General features: G+C 63.4%; 13 protein-coding genes. 3 read left to right on the top strand and 10 right to left on the bottom strand.

The window, feature by feature from the left end; translation table 11 throughout:
• Positions 1-3 precede the first annotated feature (3 nt).
• Together ABDK11_RS12055 and ABDK11_RS12050 are read right to left on the bottom strand one after the other, a co-directional pair.
• Positions 4-1,275 (bottom strand): porin, encoded by a 1,272-nt coding sequence (locus tag ABDK11_RS12055; protein ID WP_346836754.1) that lies wholly within the window; start codon positions 1,273-1,275, stop codon positions 4-6.
• Between the two features lie 125 nt (positions 1,276-1,400).
• Positions 1,401-2,300, bottom strand: coding sequence for a TraB/GumN family protein (locus tag ABDK11_RS12050; RefSeq protein ID WP_346836753.1), 900 nt, complete (start codon positions 2,298-2,300; stop codon positions 1,401-1,403).
• A gap of 249 nt (positions 2,301-2,549) precedes the next feature.
• Here ABDK11_RS12050 and ABDK11_RS12045 point away from each other — a divergent pair, with 249 nt between their 5' ends.
• Entirely contained in the window at positions 2,550-3,632 is a 1,083-nt protein-coding gene (locus tag ABDK11_RS12045) for a glycosyltransferase (RefSeq protein ID WP_346836752.1), read from the top strand.
• Here ABDK11_RS12045 and ABDK11_RS12040 read toward each other — a convergent pair.
• The 4 genes from ABDK11_RS12040 to ABDK11_RS12025 form a co-directional block, all read right to left on the bottom strand.
• Complete coding sequence (locus ABDK11_RS12040) at positions 3,568-4,656, bottom strand: glycosyltransferase family 4 protein (protein WP_346836751.1); 1,089 nt, start codon at positions 4,654-4,656, stop codon at positions 3,568-3,570. The two genes, ABDK11_RS12045 and ABDK11_RS12040, sit on opposite strands and share 65 nt — an antisense overlap.
• A 202-nt stretch (positions 4,657-4,858) precedes the next feature.
• Positions 4,859-5,410: an acyloxyacyl hydrolase gene (locus ABDK11_RS12035; RefSeq protein ID WP_346836750.1), complete on the bottom strand. Its 552-nt coding sequence runs from the start codon at positions 5,408-5,410 to the stop codon at positions 4,859-4,861.
• Positions 5,411-5,584: 174 nt separating this feature from the next.
• Positions 5,585-6,733, bottom strand: coding sequence for a sigma-70 family RNA polymerase sigma factor (locus ABDK11_RS12030; protein WP_346836749.1), 1,149 nt, complete (start codon positions 6,731-6,733; stop codon positions 5,585-5,587).
• A gap of 241 nt (positions 6,734-6,974) precedes the next feature.
• A complete protein-coding gene (locus tag ABDK11_RS12025) occupies positions 6,975-7,394 on the bottom strand; it encodes a hypothetical protein (protein ID WP_346836748.1) in 420 nt (139 codons plus the stop codon).
• A gap of 271 nt (positions 7,395-7,665) precedes the next feature.
• Here ABDK11_RS12025 and ABDK11_RS12020 point away from each other — a divergent pair, with 271 nt between their 5' ends.
• The gene (locus tag ABDK11_RS12020; protein WP_346836747.1) at positions 7,666-8,061 is read left to right on the top strand and encodes a hypothetical protein; all 396 of its coding nucleotides are present in this window, start codon (positions 7,666-7,668) and stop codon (positions 8,059-8,061) included.
• 100 nt (positions 8,062-8,161) lie between these two features.
• Here the strand turns inward: ABDK11_RS12020 and ABDK11_RS12015 are convergent, their stop codons facing one another.
• From ABDK11_RS12015 to ABDK11_RS12000, 4 genes are all read right to left on the bottom strand, one after another.
• Entirely contained in the window at positions 8,162-8,902 is a 741-nt protein-coding gene (locus ABDK11_RS12015) for a YciK family oxidoreductase (RefSeq protein WP_346840200.1), read from the bottom strand.
• Between the two features lie 61 nt (positions 8,903-8,963).
• Positions 8,964-9,641, bottom strand: coding sequence for an HAD-IA family hydrolase (locus ABDK11_RS12010; protein ID WP_346836746.1), 678 nt, complete (start codon positions 9,639-9,641; stop codon positions 8,964-8,966).
• 32 nt (positions 9,642-9,673) lie between these two features.
• Entirely contained in the window at positions 9,674-10,387 is a 714-nt protein-coding gene (gene ubiG / locus ABDK11_RS12005; protein ID WP_346836745.1) for a bifunctional 2-polyprenyl-6-hydroxyphenol methylase/3-demethylubiquinol 3-O-methyltransferase UbiG, read from the bottom strand.
• Positions 10,388-10,556: 169 nt separating this feature from the next.
• The gene (locus ABDK11_RS12000) at positions 10,557-11,879 is read right to left on the bottom strand and encodes a TRZ/ATZ family hydrolase (RefSeq protein WP_346836744.1); all 1,323 of its coding nucleotides are present in this window, start codon (positions 11,877-11,879) and stop codon (positions 10,557-10,559) included.
• A 216-nt stretch (positions 11,880-12,095) separates the two neighbouring features.
• On the opposite strand from ABDK11_RS12000, the gene gyrA reads away from it, so the two are divergent.
• Positions 12,096-14,666, top strand: a complete 2,571-nt coding sequence (gyrA, locus tag ABDK11_RS11995; RefSeq protein ID WP_346836743.1) for a DNA gyrase subunit A — start codon at positions 12,096-12,098, stop codon at positions 14,664-14,666.
• Positions 14,667-14,682 lie beyond the last annotated feature (16 nt).

The following is a 14,682-nucleotide window of genomic DNA, read 5'->3' as shown; positions in this document are numbered from 1 at the left end:
GGGTTACCAGCTCATCTGTGCGCGGATCGCCAGCTGCTTGGTTTTGTCGTCGGTAAAATCATCGTCACCAAAGACCAGATTCAACATAAAGCGCACGCGCGGGTTGTGGTAATAGTTCACCCCGACAATGGTGCTGTTGGCCTGCAGGTCCGGGATGTCGCGGTTTTCGATGGTGTCGTAGCGCGCGGTGAGTTCCCAGGCGCCCCATTCGCTGCGCGGTTTGGCCGATTTGAACACACCTTTCTTGCCGTTGTACGGCTTGTGCTCACCGGTAATCATCCAGCTGCCCATGACATACCAGCTGCGCACGTCCTGGTCGCCAATAAAGCAGCCGAAATACGGGTCGCAGTTCGGGTAGCGGTCGAACCAGTTGTCGAAGGTCTGCTGCGAGACGGCGTAATCGCCGTCGAATTTCGCATAGGCATACTCGGCCTGCGCATACAGCGGCCCATAGGTGGCTGCCAGTTCCACACCCACACTGTCGAAGTGACCGCCGGGGTTGCCGAGGTAGAATTCCTGATCGCCGTAGTCGCCGAAAAAGAAGCCGGCGTCTCCCGGCGTCAGCGCGATCAGCTGGCTGGGACCACGGCGGCCGGCGTAGTTGGCGACGGCTTCGATTTCATCGGAATCGCGGTTGGCATCCTCGCGGCTGGCGGAAATACCCAGGTGTACGGTGCTCCACTCGCTGTTGAACGGTGCCCAGGTGAAGCGCGCGGCCGCGCCGAGGCCCTCGTTGCGTGGCCCGGCGGCGTTGCGCAGGTTGTAGACCATGGCACCGGCGGTGGTGCACTGCCAGTGGTTGTGCCAGCCGATGCCCTGCTGGAACTGTCGCCCCTCGTAGAGCCCGGTGGCACTGGCAAAGGGGCGCTCCATTTCGGTCAGCTCGTTGGAGCTGGTCAGCTCCTCCATGCCGCGGTAGACCTTGAACTGGCCGATAGTGATACTGCCGCCGAAAAATTCGTGCGACAGGTAAACATCGCGAAAGCCGGCTTGGGTATTGCCGGCGGCGAAGTCCTGTTCCAGTTTGTATTTCCAGCTGTAGGCGTGGCCGGACAGCGTGATCCGGGTGCGGCGAAATTCCGAGGTGCTGACCGGGTCCTCGATATCATCGTCGAACAGATAGGCGTCGAAATGGATGCGACCGCCGAGCTCGGCGGAAAATTGACCGTCGTCGGACGTGATTTCCAGATTGCCGCGTGTCTTCGCCTGGTCCGCAAGTGCCGGTCCCGCAAGTGCAGCGCTCACTGCCGCAATAACTGCCGCCAGTCGGCGCATGGTTACCTCCCTGTATATCCGGATTCCAAATCAATGCTCTGGAGTCTAGCAGCCTACTGAGAAAGTATTTTCCAGCAGGTTGCCAGTCGGTAACCGGAATCGGTCAGGCAGGTCGCGCGTTACGGTTAAATCTGCTGGACTTTGTAGCCCTTGGACTTGAGTCGCTGGATGACACTGTCTTCGCCCACCAGGTGGCCGGCGCCGACGATGACAAACACGGAGGGGTGGGCGGCGCTGGCTTTGCGGATTCCCGCCGCCATATGCTGGTTGCGATTGAAAAACAGTGTCTCGTAAACCGGGCGGTATTCCGGGTGTTCAGCCAGGTCGTCGGCAATGATTAGGTGATACAGCGCGTCGCTGTCGCCGGTTTTCCAGGCGCTGGTAAGCTTTGGAATAAAGGTGCCGATATCATCCAGTTGTGCCAGGGTCTGCTCGAGGAGCAAGTCCGGCTCACCGAGGCCGTTCAGCACCTGTAGCTGTTTCATCACACCTTCCAGCTCCACTACCGGTTTGCCATCGCTCTTGGCCAGTTTCAGGAAGTGGCGGTCAATACCGAGGCTGGGGTCGAGGCCCCGGGCTTTCATTTCCACCATGCTGAGCGTAATCATCGCGAACGCGGGGCGCTGGCGTACAAATAGCGGCTCGGGTAGCTGGCGCTGCTGCAGCCACTTTTGCAGCTTTCCGTAAACCTCTGGCGACAGGTCATCGCGCAGGCTGCGCTTTCCCTGGTACAGGGACTCCTGCATGATTTTTTGCTGCAGCGCCGGATCCTTTTCCGCGGCCAGGATATCGGCCTCGACTACCAGCGCATCGCTGTCTCGATAGGCCTGGAGAATCTGTTGGCGCATCGGGTAAAAATCCTTCGTCGCCATATGCACGGAACCGAGCAGGTAGATCTCGTGTTCGCCTTTCTGGGCGTGCCAGAAAAGCCCCTTGTCTTCGGCGGCGCCGGCGGCGGTGGAAAGCAGCAGTAGCAGGGCGGCCAGGCAGTGGCGCAGTGCGAAATGGGCGCGGATGACAGGCATGGTGGTTCTCCCGATATTGTGTCTGTGTCGATGTTACCACCTGTTTGTTGCGGCTGCCGTCTCCGACGTTGTGCGCGCAGTCACAGGGAATCTTCGCTGTGGGTCAAAGGCGGCACGGTGGTGGCTGTCGCAAATTACTCTCGGGCCGGCGCAAATCCAAAAAAGGGTGGTGAGTGCGGTGAAAAAGGTGTCACAATTCTCAACAATAAAAACGCACTTTTAACCGGAATTATGCGGATCATACAAATATTGCCTGAGCTGAATGGCGGCGCGAACGATAAAGCGGCGCTGGATTTTGCCTGTGAACTGGTGCGCATGGGGCACGAGTCCATCGTCATTTCCAATGGCGGTGAACTGGTGTCCCGATTGACCTTGCGCGGCGGCCAGCATTTTGAACTGCCGATGCACAAGAAAAGTTTCCTGTCGCGTGGCCCGGTGCAGCGGCTGCGCCGCCTGCTGCGGGAGCTGCGCGCGGACGTGGTGCAGGTGCGCGGGCGCGTGCCGGCGCGCGTTACCTGGCGGGCCTGGCGCGGTCTGCCGGAGGCCGAGCGGCCGCAACTGGTCAGCGCGGTACACAGCGTCGAGCCGGGCAGCTACTGCAGTGCTGCGCTGGCAGCCGGCAGCCAGGTGATCGCCGCGTCGCAGCAGATTGCGGAGCGACTGCAGGCGCAGTTTGGTAAAAAACTGCAGCGCGTACCGCGGGTGATTTATCGCGGGGTGAACACCCGCGAGCTCGATCGGCGCGCGCCCATTTCCGGTCATTGGCAACAGCGATTGTTGAACGACTACCCGCAGCTGGAAGGCCGGCACTGGCTGATGATGGCGGCGCCGCTGTGCCCGGGCCGCGGCCAGGAGACTTTTCTACAGCTGCTGGCGGCGCTGGCGCAAGAGCGCGCGGATGTGTTCGGCCTGATGGTTGGCAATACCGCGCCCGGGCAGGAGAAATACGCGCGCAAGCTGGAGCAGCTGGCGCTGGATCTGGGCCTGTCGGACAAGGTGCTGTTCCTCGGCGAGCGCCGCGACATGCGCGAACTCTATGCCAGTGCGCGCGTGTGTGTGCAGCTGGCGGCGAACGGCGATGCGGGTGACCAGGCGGCAGAAGCGCTGGCGATGGACTGCCCGGTAGTCGCCTACCGCGACGGCGACGTGGCGGAACTGCTGCAGCATTGCTTTCCCCAGGGGCTGGTGGCGCGGGACGATTTCGACGCTCTGCTGACGGCGTGCCAGCGGGTGCTGGAGCGGCCGCAGTCGATCGATTTCAGTGGCTTCAGTCTCGGGGAGACGGCGGCGCAAACTCTGGCGCTGTACGAGGAGATCTGCTCGCCGGCATAACCGCTGACGGGTATTGCGCTGCCAGTGCCAGGTAAACCTGCCAGGTATTGCTGCCCATGCGCTCCAGGGTCAGTTCGCCGGCGGCGCGATCGAATACCGGGGCAAATTCCCGCTGCAGGCGCGGGCGGTCGCTCAGCGCGGTATTCAGGCGCTGCACCAGGGATTCCGGGGTCGCCGTGTCGAGCAGGTATGGGGCGGGCAGGTAGTCGTCGGTATCGCCGTGGCGACTGCTGACCACCGGGCAGCGATTGAGCAGCGCCTCGATCACCCGATAGCTGGCGCCATCCGTCTGCGCACAGCTCACCATCAGGTCGGCACTGCAGAGCAGGGTGCGCTGCTGGGCGGCCGATATCTCGCCGGTAAATTCAACCCGCTGCTGCAACTGCAGCTGCCGACTCAGCGCTTCCAGTCGTGACCTCTCCGGGCCGTCGCCGACAACCTGCAGGCGGGCGTCCGGCAGCGCAGCCATTGCCCCTATTACCGTATCCATATGCGCAGTCTTCACCAGCCGCGCGGGGGCGGCAATCACGGGGGTGCGATTGATTGCGCGGGGCTGTGCCGCCACCGGAAGCATATCGATACCGCTGGGGATGATGTCCCAGTTCAGGCGCGAATTGGCCACCGCCGCGCGGCTGACCGCGATACGTGCGTCAAAGGCGCTGGCGAGCTTGTCGCGCGGGTGGCGAACATTGTGGCGGGTGATGACCTGCAGGCTGTCGGTGTAGGGCTGCACCGCTGCCAGCAGTTGTGCCGACTTGCTGCCGTGGCCGTGGACGACCTGGAAGGCCCCGGTGCGGATCTGGTTGGCCAGGCGCCATACCAGGTTGGCGTGGTGGCGGCTGTGATCGGTATTCAGCGCCAGGAACTGCACCGCCGGATCCAGCGTGTTCTGGAAGCGCGGGTGAGCGATGACCGCTACCTGCGCACCGCTGTGATGGGCCTGCCAGCGCGACAGGTCGGCGACGTGTTTTTCCAGCCGGCCGTGGTCCCGGCTGGCAATCAGGTGGCAAATGGTGTGAATCATAGGCCCGCGGCAATCCCGCCCGCCATCCCGGGCGGGCGCCCCCAAGTCAGTATTTTTATTGATCATTCCCTTGCGGGGCGGCAGGCGCAGCCGTTGCGCTCGAATCCGCCCCCTTGTTGTTATGGCGATTATTGTGTGCCGGGGCTGTTACAGAAATTTGATCGAAATATGACGGTTCGGGCGATTTGCCGACAAATCGAGGCTATTTGAAGTTGAAATGCCAGTTTACTGCGGCGAAATCAAAACCGGGGTTGGGGGTATTGGTATAGGCATTGGAGAAGTGGCTGTAGCGAAGGGACACGACCGCACCGTTTTGCAGGCGATAGCCGCCGGCAAAATGCAGGGCGAAATTCGGTTTGGTGGTGAGATGAATATCGCCGAAGTCCTGCTCGCTGAGATAGGCACCGCCGACGCCGAATTCGCCGAAGAGTCCGTAGGCGCGGCGGCAGGGATACCAGCGCAACACCGGCTTCAATTCGAAGATGTTCTCGGTCTGATCGAGGCCGCGGTAATCGAGCCACAGATGGGAATAGCTGGCCTGCCCCCACCATTGCCAGAGCCCGGTGACAAAGCGGTATTCGAGAAAACGGCGGGCATAACTGGCGCCGGCCATTTTCGCGGTGGAGATGGAATAGCGCTGAATCAGCGCGTTGCCGAGCCCCTTGCCGGCACTGATGACCACTTCCTGCTCCGCCTGTGCGATAGGGGTACAGCAGAGACCACAAAAAAGCACGGCGGGAAGCAATCGGCGCATGACTTATTCACTTTGATTGTTGTTCGGGGTGGCCAAAGACTAGCAGACCGCCGAACAGATTTTTCAGCCTCCCGCCAGCCGGCCCGACCAGTGTAGCGCATTGCCCCCTGATTTATTGTGACAGCCGCTGCCGTCGCGCCGCGCTCGCCGCGGCGCGACGGCCAGGCCCCGCGCTCAGCGCCACTGTCGTTTCAGCTGGCGCAGGGCATCCGAGTGCAGCTGGCGCGCGCGCTCCTGGCTCAGCCCCAGCTGCTCGCCGATGACCCGGAAGGAGCAGTCGCGGTCGGAGATCAACCCGTAGCGCAGGCACAGCACCGTGCGCTGGCGTGCCGGAAGGCGCTCTACCGCTTCCCGCAGCCGCTGTGCCAGCTCCTCGTTGGTGACCAGCTCGTCGGTGTTGTAGAGGTCGTCCGCCGGCGCGTAGTCGAGACGCGTGCTGCTCTGGTCGTCCGCCACTGGCTCGTCCAGTGAGCTGGTGGGGCCGGGCAGTTTGAGCAGGCTCTGGACGCGCTCCAGGTCGAGGCCGGTGTGTTGCGCCAGGTTTTCGTCGGATGCCGGCAGACCCCCTGCGCGCACCTCGCTGATGGCGCGGTAGATGGCTCGCAGGTCGTCCTGCACATTAGCCGGCTGGCGAACCAGGTCGTCGCTGCGGCGCAAAGCCAGCTGGATTTCCTGCTGTATCCACCAGTAGGCGTAGGTGGAGAAGCGGTAGCCCATTTGCGGTTTGAAGCGCTCGATGGCCTTCATCAGGCCGACATTGCCCTCCTGGATCAGGTCGATAAAGGGGACCGACGGGTTGCGGAAGCGCTTGGCGATGGCGATGACCAGGCGCAGATTGCACTGGATCAGTTTCTTGCGACTCGCCCGGAAGCGCCGCAGCAGGCTTTGCAGGCTGCTGCGCTCGCGCTTGGGCAGCGTGTCGGAGGCGAGTAGCGCCTCGGCGCGGGCGATGATCAGTCCGTGATCGTAGGCGCCCGTGCTGCCGCGCTGTTCCACGCCCTCGCTGCGCAGTTCCACCAGCGGTACGCCGCGTCGGTTCAGCAGGGCAATCAGTTTGTCCTCCAGCTCGCGCAGCATGCAGGTGGTGGTGTGTTCGTCCTCCGGAGTCAGCAGGTCGAGCCGATACAGGTGTTTGAGGTAGTTCTGCATCGGCGTACCGCCGCTGTCACCGGTTTCCGTGCTGCCGCCGAGATCCTCTGGCTCGGCACTGGCTTCAGTGGGGGGCGTGCTCTCGCTGTCCTCGGCGGGGAGGTCTGCGGAGAGCGGTTCGTCTGTGTCCTTCAGCCACGCATCATCCCTTGAGTAAAAGTTTTCTCGGGACAAGTGATTGCACCTTCTGTTGGCTGCCTGAACGCACGCCGGCGGCACAGCATCAGCGCTGATGCCACATGGCGCATGAATCTTTCTTGAATATAGATGATGGTGGAAATTTGCGCCGTACAGATGCTGACCGGAGGGTTTTCGTCCGGGCGGTCGGCCGGTGCGGTCGGAGTGGCGCGAAGCGGGCAGCAGGCGCCCGACGCGGGCGCGCCGGGAGTCGTAGCGGCGGGGAAGGCCGGTGTACTTACTTGATGCGTTTGACGCGGATAGTGCGGCCGCCGTCGGCGGGCTTCATCCGGAAGGAGCCGAACATCGCGCGCTCTACCTGTACCTGATCACCGCTGTCCCAGTGCACCCGGTGGCTGTCGATCTGTCGCCACACCTGGCCGTTGCTGAGGGTGATGATCAGCTTGTTGTAGGCGCCGGACTGGATGTTGGTGATGGCCGCATTGAGGGTGTCCGGTGCCTCCTCGGAGATGCGTTGTTGTTCGCGGCCGAAATCCCGCTCCGCGCGCTGGTCCAGGGAACCGCTGAGGGCGTCGTAGCAGGCGAGGCGCTTGCTGTCGGGAGAAATGCCCGCGCAGTCGCGCAGCTGGTCGCTGAGGGTGTCGGCAGAGGCCTGGACGGCCAGCAGAAGCAGGGCGCTGGATAGAAGGAGTCGCATGGTGTCAGTGGACCGTAATTGCGGATCAGGCGGCCAATTTTGCCTGACGCGGGGGCGGCCGGACAAGTATCGGTTTAAATTGGCGCCACTCAGCGCACAGTAGCGCACACACGCCCTGACGTCGGCGTATTTCTGTGTCAAAGTGGGTCCGCTGTGCCACAGGCGCCACGGCAAGGGTGGAAACGTGCGTCGGGTCACGTTCCCCATTGGGTGGGCGTGGAACAATAACTGTGGCCAATAACCATAAATCGATACTGTCAGGGGTAGGAAAATGAAAAAAATTATTATTCCCGCAATCGTCATTGCCGCTATCGGCGGTTACTTTTACTACCAGAACATGGAGCAGGCAGGCGCCGACAAGGCGATCGCCGAACAGGTGGATTCTGCAGTGCAGGAGGCCGGTGCGGCAGTCAAGGATGCAGCCAAGGACGCCGAGAGCACGATGGCGAGTAACGATAGCGTGGCGGGTGCGGATGGCGACGTTTTCGCCGATGCGCCGGAACAGATGAAAGACGCTGCTGAGGACGCCGCCGACGCCACTGCCGAGGCTGCAGACGACGCCATGGATGCCGCCGGCGATGCGATGGATACTGCCGCCGATGCCGCTGATGACATGGCCGACAAGGCGATGGATGCGGCGGACAAAATGGACCCGTCCGACGACTGATAGACTGCTGTCCAGGGCCCTCTGTGGCCGACTGGCAGCTGCTGAAAAAAATACCCGGGCATTGCCCGGGTATTTTTTTGCCTGTCGTCGCTGCCCGACGCTATTGCGCGTCGAACTGCTTGCCGTTGACCCCGCGGCTGTCGTCACCCATCAGGTACAGGTAGGTGGGCATGATGTCTTGCGGTGCGGTGACGCTGCGCGGATCCTCGGCCGGGTAGGCGGTGGCGCGCATCTGGGTGCGGGTGGCGCCCGGGTTGATACTGTTGACGCGGGTATTGGACACGCCGTCCATCTCGTCGGCAAGCACCTGCATCAGGCCCTCGGTGGCGAACTTGGATACCGCATAGGCGCCCCAGAATGCGCGCCCCTGGCGGCCGACCCCGGAGCTGGTGAAGACCACCGAGCCGGCCTCGGACTTTTCCAGCATCGGCAGCAGGGTCTTGGTGAGGCCGAAGGCGGCGTTCACGTTGACCTGCATCACCTGCTGCCAGGTGGCGTAGTGATAGTTGGCAATCGGGGTGCGCTGGCCCAGCAGGCTGGCGTTATGCAGCAGCCCGTCGAGGCGGCCGAACTCCTGGTCAATGGCCTCGGCGAAGTGCTCGAAATTCTCGATGCGCGCTTCGCTCAGGTCCATCGGGAAGATCGCCGGCTGCGGGCCGCCGGCGGCCTCGATCTCGTCGTAGACCATTTCCAGCTTGGCGGTGGTGCGCCCCAGCAGGACCACGGTGGCGCCGTGTGCGGCGAAGGTCCTGGCGGCGGTCTTGCCGATACCGTCGCCGGCCCCGGTGACGAGGATGATCTTGTCTTTGAGCAGGTCTGCAGGGGCGCGGTAGTCGCCGATCGTTTCAGGCATAGTTCTTCCAGGTTGAGCTTGGTGCTGAGGTCTCGTCGCGGCCGGCTGCTTACTCCTGGCCGGCCATCTCCAGATAGTGTGCCCGCAGCAGCGGCCAGATGTCCTCGGCGGATTCCACCAGGTGGTCGGCGCCCCAGTTGGCCGGGTCGTCGCCCTGGTCAATATAGCCGTAGCGGCAGGCGACGGTAGGCATGCCGGCATTGCGGCCGGCGCGGATGTCGCGTTCGTGGTCGCCGACGTAAATCGCTTCCTCCGGTCTGCAGCCGATCTGCTGGCACGCCAGCAGCACCGGCTCCGGGTCGGGCTTGCGGTTGGTCACATGGTCCGGGCAGACCACCGCGCCGGGCGCCGGCAGGTGGTCGAAGGCGCGCATCAGCGGTTCGGTATAGGTGGACGGCTTGTTGGTGACAATACCCCAGGCGATATTGCGCGCGGCGAGTTCGTCGAGCAATGTGCGGATACCGGGGAACAGCACGGTTTTGTCGGCCAGGTGCGCCAGGTAGAGGTCGAGGAAACGCTGGCGCAGCCCCTCGAAGGCCGGGTGTCCCTCGTCGGTGCCAAAGCCCAGCGCCACCATGGCGCGGGCGCCATTGGAGACCACCGCGCGGACGGCTTCGTCCGCCAGCGGCGGCAGCTGTTCCTGCTCGCGCAGCCGGTTGAGCACCACGATAAAGTCCGGAGCGGTGTCGAACAGGGTGCCGTCGAGATCGAAGAGTACTGCTTTCATTCGGTGCTGCCTTGTATACCTCTTTGGTGCCGTTATTCCGGCTTGCTGGCGTGCATCAGGTAGTTGACGTCCACATCCCGCGGATCCAGTTTGTAGTGGCGGGTAATCGGGTTGTAGGTCATGCCGGTGATATCCCGCGCATCGAGCCCCGCTTCCCGCAGCCACGCGCCCATTTCCGATGGACGGATAAACTTGCCGTATTCATGGGTGCCCTTGGGTAGCAGGCGCAACACGTATTCCGCACCCACCACGGCGAACAGCCAGCCCTTGGCCGTGCGGTTGATGGTGGAGAAAAACAGCTGGCCGCCGGGTTTGACCAGCGCCGCGCACGCGCGGATCACCGAGGCCGGATCCGGTACGTGCTCCAGCATTTCCAGGCAGGTGACAATATCGAAGCTGCCGGGCTGCTCCGCCGCCAGTTCTTCCACCGGCGTGCGGCGGTAGGTCACCTGCACGCCGCTTTCCAGTGCGTGCAGCTTGGCCACGTTCAGTGGCGCCTCACCCATATCGATGCCGGTGACCTCGGCGCCGCGTTGGGCCATGGCCTCGGCCAGGATGCCGCCGCCGCAGCCGACGTCGAGCAGCTTGCGGCCGGCCACCGGCGCGCGCTGGTCGATATAATTGGCGCGCAGCGGATTGATCTCGTGCAGCGGCTTGAATTCGCCCTCGCGGTCCCACCAGCGGCTGGCGAGCTGCTCAAATTTGGCGATTTCCGCCGGATCTACGTTGCTTGTCAAATTTCCCATCTCTAATCGGCGCTGTACCGCCAGTCACTGGTGACCGATCGGTGTCGGGCGACGCTGATACCTGTGGCTACCCGGTCAACCGCCGTATGGCAGTCGTTTCGCAGGCGGCCCGCGCATCGGCGTCTTCGCATCTGGTTATGGCGACCGGATCCCGGATTCGGGGATCCTATCAGCCCAAGCCTGCCATTCTATCACGCCACATGCGCGCCCGCTGAATCACCTCCGCCTCGTTGAGGGTCTGTAGCTGGCGCTCGACCAGCAGCGGCTTGCCGGTCACCCAGACGTCGGTGACATTGTGACCGCAGGCGGTATAGATAAGTTGCGATACCGGGTCGTGCAGCGGCTGTTGTTCCAGCCCGCCGAGGTCGATGGCCACCAGGTCGGCGCTCTTGCCCGGCTCCAGGCTGCCGGTCACGCCATCGATGCCGAGGGCGCGGGCGCCGTGGATGGTGGCCATGGCCAGCGCCTGGTGGGCGGGAAGGGCGGCGGCGTCGCCGCTGACTGCCTTGGCCAGCAGTGCAGCGCTATTGGCTTCGGCGAACAGGTCCTGGCTGTTGTTGCTGGCAGCGCCATCGGTGCCCAGAGCCACGTTGATCCCGGCCTCCAGCAGTCGCGCGGTGGGACAGAAGCCGGAGGCCAGCTTGAGGTTGGACCTGGGGCAGTGGGCCACATGGGCGCCGCTCTGCTGCAGCAGGTCGATATCGCGCTCGTTCACCGCGGTCATATGCACGCACAGGGTTTGTGGGCCGAGCAGGCCGAGGCGCTGCAGTCGCTCGGTGGGGCGTTCGCCGGTTTCCGCGAGTGCGCGTTCCACCTCGCCGGCGGTCTCATGCAGGTGCATCTGTACCGGAATCTGCGCCTCGGCGGCGTAGACTGCGATCTTCTCCAGGGTGGTGTCGCCGACGGTGTAGGGGGCGTGGGGCGCGAACACCACGCCGATGCGCTCGTGGGAGCGGTAGCTGTCGCGCAGGGCCAGGCCCTTTTGCAGGGCGTCCTCGCCGTCGCGGCTCCAGGGAGTGGGGAAATCGAGCACCGGGAAGGCGATCTGTGCGCGTATGCCGGTTTCCCGCGCCACCAGTGCGGTGGCCTCGGGGAAGAAATACTGGTCGGCAAAGGTGGTGGTGCCCGAGCGCAACATTTCGGCCACGGCCAGACGGCTGCCATCGGCGATAAACTCCGGGTGCAGCCACTGCTGTTCCGCCGGCCAGATGTGTTGCTCCAGCCATTCCATTAGCGGGCGATCGTCGGCATAGCCGCGCAGCAGGGCCATGGGGGTGTGGTTGTGGCTATTGATCAGCCCCGGGATCAGCGCGTGCCGCTCCAGGTTGACCTCGCGCTGCGGCGTATAGCGAGCGCTGGCCTCCGCCGTGGGCAGCAGGGCGAGGATCTTGCCGTCGTGCACGGCCAGCGAACAGTTTTCATACACCTTCTGTTCGGGGATGACCGGGACAATCCAGCGGGCGTGGATCAGGGTATCGATGGCTTGGGGCATGGTTCGGGCTCGGTGTCTGGTCTGCTTGCAGAGCGACAGACTGTAGCGGCCGAGTGCGGTGCCGGCAACCGCGGGGCGGGGTTCCCCGGGCGCTGCGGTGGCAGCGCAACGGAGGCCATCCAATCGCGGTAAATTGTGGTAGAATTGCCCGCTTATCCGGGGCTGGTGCAGCGATTGCACTCAGCGCTCGCCTTATAAAAAGGAATGCCGTAAGCCATGGGCGAATTAGCCAAAGAAATCTCTCCGATTAACATCGAAGAAGAACTCAAGCAGTCCTATCTCGACTATGCGATGAGCGTGATCGTGGGCCGCGCGCTGCCAGATGTGCGCGATGGCCTCAAGCCGGTGCACCGCCGTGTGCTCTTCGCCATGAACGAACTGAAAAACGACTGGAACAAGCCGTACAAAAAATCGGCGCGTGTGGTCGGCGACGTAATCGGTAAATACCACCCGCACGGCGACACCGCGGTCTACGACACCATCGTGCGTATGGCCCAGCCCTTCTCGCTGCGCTATATGCTGGTGGATGGCCAGGGCAACTTCGGTTCCATCGACGGCGACAGCCCGGCGGCCATGCGTTATACCGAGATCCGCATGGACAAGCTGGCCCACGAGCTGCTGTCTGACCTGGATAAGGAAACCGTCAACTATATCGACAACTACGACGGTTCCGAGCGGATGCCGGAAGTGCTGCCGTCGCGGGTGCCCAACCTGCTGGTAAACGGCTCCGCCGGTATTGCCGTGGGTATGGCCACTAACATCCCGCCGCACAATATGAGCGAGGTGGTGCAGGCCTGCCTGGCGCTGATCGACAACCCGGAACTCAGCGTCGACGACCTGATGGATTTCATCCCCGGGCCGGATTTCCCCACCGGGGCCATCATTAACGGCCGCGCCGGTATCCTGATGGCCTACCGCACCGGTCGCGGGCGAATTTACATTCGCGCCAAGGCCGAGGTGGTGCGCGATGACAAGACCAATCGCGAAACTATCATCATCCACGAGATCCCCTACCAGCTGAACAAGGCGCGCCTGATCGAGCGCATCGCCGAGCTGGTAAAAGAGAAAAAGATCGAGGGCATCTCCGAACTGCGCGACGAGTCCGATAAAGACGGCCTGCGCGTAGTGATCGAACTGAAGCGCGGCGAGCTGGGCGACGTGGTGCTGAACAACCTCTACTCGCAGACACAGCTGGAGAGCGTGTTCGGCATCAATATGGTGGCGCTGGTGGACGGCCAGCCCAAGGTGCTGAACCTCAAACAGCTGCTCGAGTACTTTGTTCGCCACCGCCAGGAAGTGGTGACCCGCCGCACCGTCTACCTGCTGCGCAAGGCGCGCGAGCGCGGCCATATCCTCGAAGGCCTGGCGATCGCCATCTCCAATATCGATCCGGTGATCGAGCTGATCAAATCTTCCTCCACGCCCGCGGATGCGCGCGAGGCGCTGCTGGCCAAGGGCTGGCCGGTGGGCGAGGTGCAGCAGTTCCTGGAGCGCGCCGGTGCCGACGCCTGCCGCCCCGACGATCTGCCGAAAGAATACGGTCTGCGCGACGGAAGTTACTACCTGTCACCGGCCCAGGCCCAGGCCATCCTCGAGTTGCGCCTGCACCGCCTGACCGGCATGGAGCACGACAAGCTGCTGGCCGAATACAGCGAGCGCCTGGAGCAGATCGCCGAGTACCTGCACATCCTCGGCAGTTTCGAGCGCCTGATGGAGGTGATCCGCGAGGAGCTGGAGCAGCTGAACAAGGAGTTCGGCGACGAGCGCCGCACTGATATCGTCGCTTCCCGCCAGGATCTCACCGTCGAGGACCTGATTACCCCGGAAGACCGTGTGGTGACCATCTCCCACGGTGGCTACGCCAAGAGCCAGCCCCTGGCCGACTACCAGGCCCAGCGCCGCGGCGGCATGGGCAAGTCCGCCACCCAGGTGAGGGACGAGGATTTCGTCGAGCACCTGCTGATTGCCAATTCCCACGACACCATCCTGTGCTTCTCCAACCGGGGCAAGGTGTACTGGCTGAAAGTCTATGAGGTGCCCACTGCCGGGCGCGCTTCCCGCGGCCGGCCGATGGTCAATATGCTGCCGCTGGAAGATGATGAGCGTATCAGCAGCATGCTGCCGGTGTCCGAGTACGACGAGAACTACTTTATCTTCTTTGCCACCGCCAACGGCACCGTGAAAAAGACCCCGCTGTCCGCTTTCGCGCGTCCCCGCAGCGTGGGCCTGAAAGCCATCGAGCTGGACGAGGACGACCGCCTGGTGGCGACCGCGATCACCGATGGCCACCGCGATGTGCTGCTGCTCACCAGTGCCGGCAAGGCGGCACGCTTCGCCGAGGAAAACGTGCGCTCCATGGGGCGGGTGTCCCGCGGTGTGCGCGGTATCCGCATGGCCGAGGGCAAGGAAGTGATTGCCATGGTGATCCCGGAAGAGGGCGGCTCGGTGATGATGGTGACCGAAAAGGGTTACGGCAAGCGCACCGCCACCGCGGACTTCCCCACCAAGGGGCGCGGTACCCAGGGTGTGATTGCGATCGCCGAGAGTGAGCGCAACGGTGCTCTGGTCGGCGCCTGCCAGGTGCACCCGGGTGAGGAGATCATGCTGATCTCCGATCAGGGGACGCTGGTGCGCACCCGTGTCGACGAAGTTTCCATCCTGAGCCGCAACACCCAGGGGGTGCGGGTCATTCGCCTCAAAACCGGTGAGAAGCTGGTGGGCCTGGCGCGGATTCAGGAGAGTGAGGACGACGACCAGGACGAAGGTGATGAAGGTGGCGAAGCGTGATCGCCGCAGACGTTTG

This window comes from Microbulbifer sp. SAOS-129_SWC (assembly GCF_039696035.1).
Taxonomy (GTDB): Bacteria; Pseudomonadota; Gammaproteobacteria; order Pseudomonadales; family Cellvibrionaceae; genus Microbulbifer.
Note: the sequence above shows the minus strand (reverse complement) of the source record. Positions and strands in the feature narration are given on the sequence as shown.

Excerpts from the sequence above, each read along its gene's own strand:
- ABDK11_RS12055 (WP_346836754.1), bottom strand. The coding sequence starts at position 1,275 with ATGCGCCGACTGGCGGCAGTTATTGCGGCAGTGAGCGCTGCACTTGCG.
- ABDK11_RS12050 (WP_346836753.1), bottom strand. The coding sequence starts at position 2,300 with ATGCCTGTCATCCGCGCCCATTTCGCACTGCGCCACTGCCTGGCCGCC.
- ABDK11_RS12040 (WP_346836751.1), bottom strand. The coding sequence starts at position 4,656 with ATGATTCACACCATTTGCCACCTGATTGCCAGCCGGGACCACGGCCGG.
- ABDK11_RS12035 (WP_346836750.1), bottom strand. The coding sequence starts at position 5,410 with ATGCGCCGATTGCTTCCCGCCGTGCTTTTTTGTGGTCTCTGCTGTACC.
- ABDK11_RS12025 (WP_346836748.1), bottom strand. The coding sequence starts at position 7,394 with ATGCGACTCCTTCTATCCAGCGCCCTGCTTCTGCTGGCCGTCCAGGCC.
- ABDK11_RS12020 (WP_346836747.1), top strand. The coding sequence starts at position 7,666 with ATGAAAAAAATTATTATTCCCGCAATCGTCATTGCCGCTATCGGCGGT.
- ABDK11_RS12010 (WP_346836746.1), bottom strand. The coding sequence starts at position 9,641 with ATGAAAGCAGTACTCTTCGATCTCGACGGCACCCTGTTCGACACCGCT.
- ubiG (WP_346836745.1), bottom strand. The coding sequence starts at position 10,387 with ATGGGAAATTTGACAAGCAACGTAGATCCGGCGGAAATCGCCAAATTT.
- ABDK11_RS12000 (WP_346836744.1), bottom strand. The coding sequence starts at position 11,879 with ATGCCCCAAGCCATCGATACCCTGATCCACGCCCGCTGGATTGTCCCG.
- gyrA (WP_346836743.1), top strand. The coding sequence starts at position 12,096 with ATGGGCGAATTAGCCAAAGAAATCTCTCCGATTAACATCGAAGAAGAA.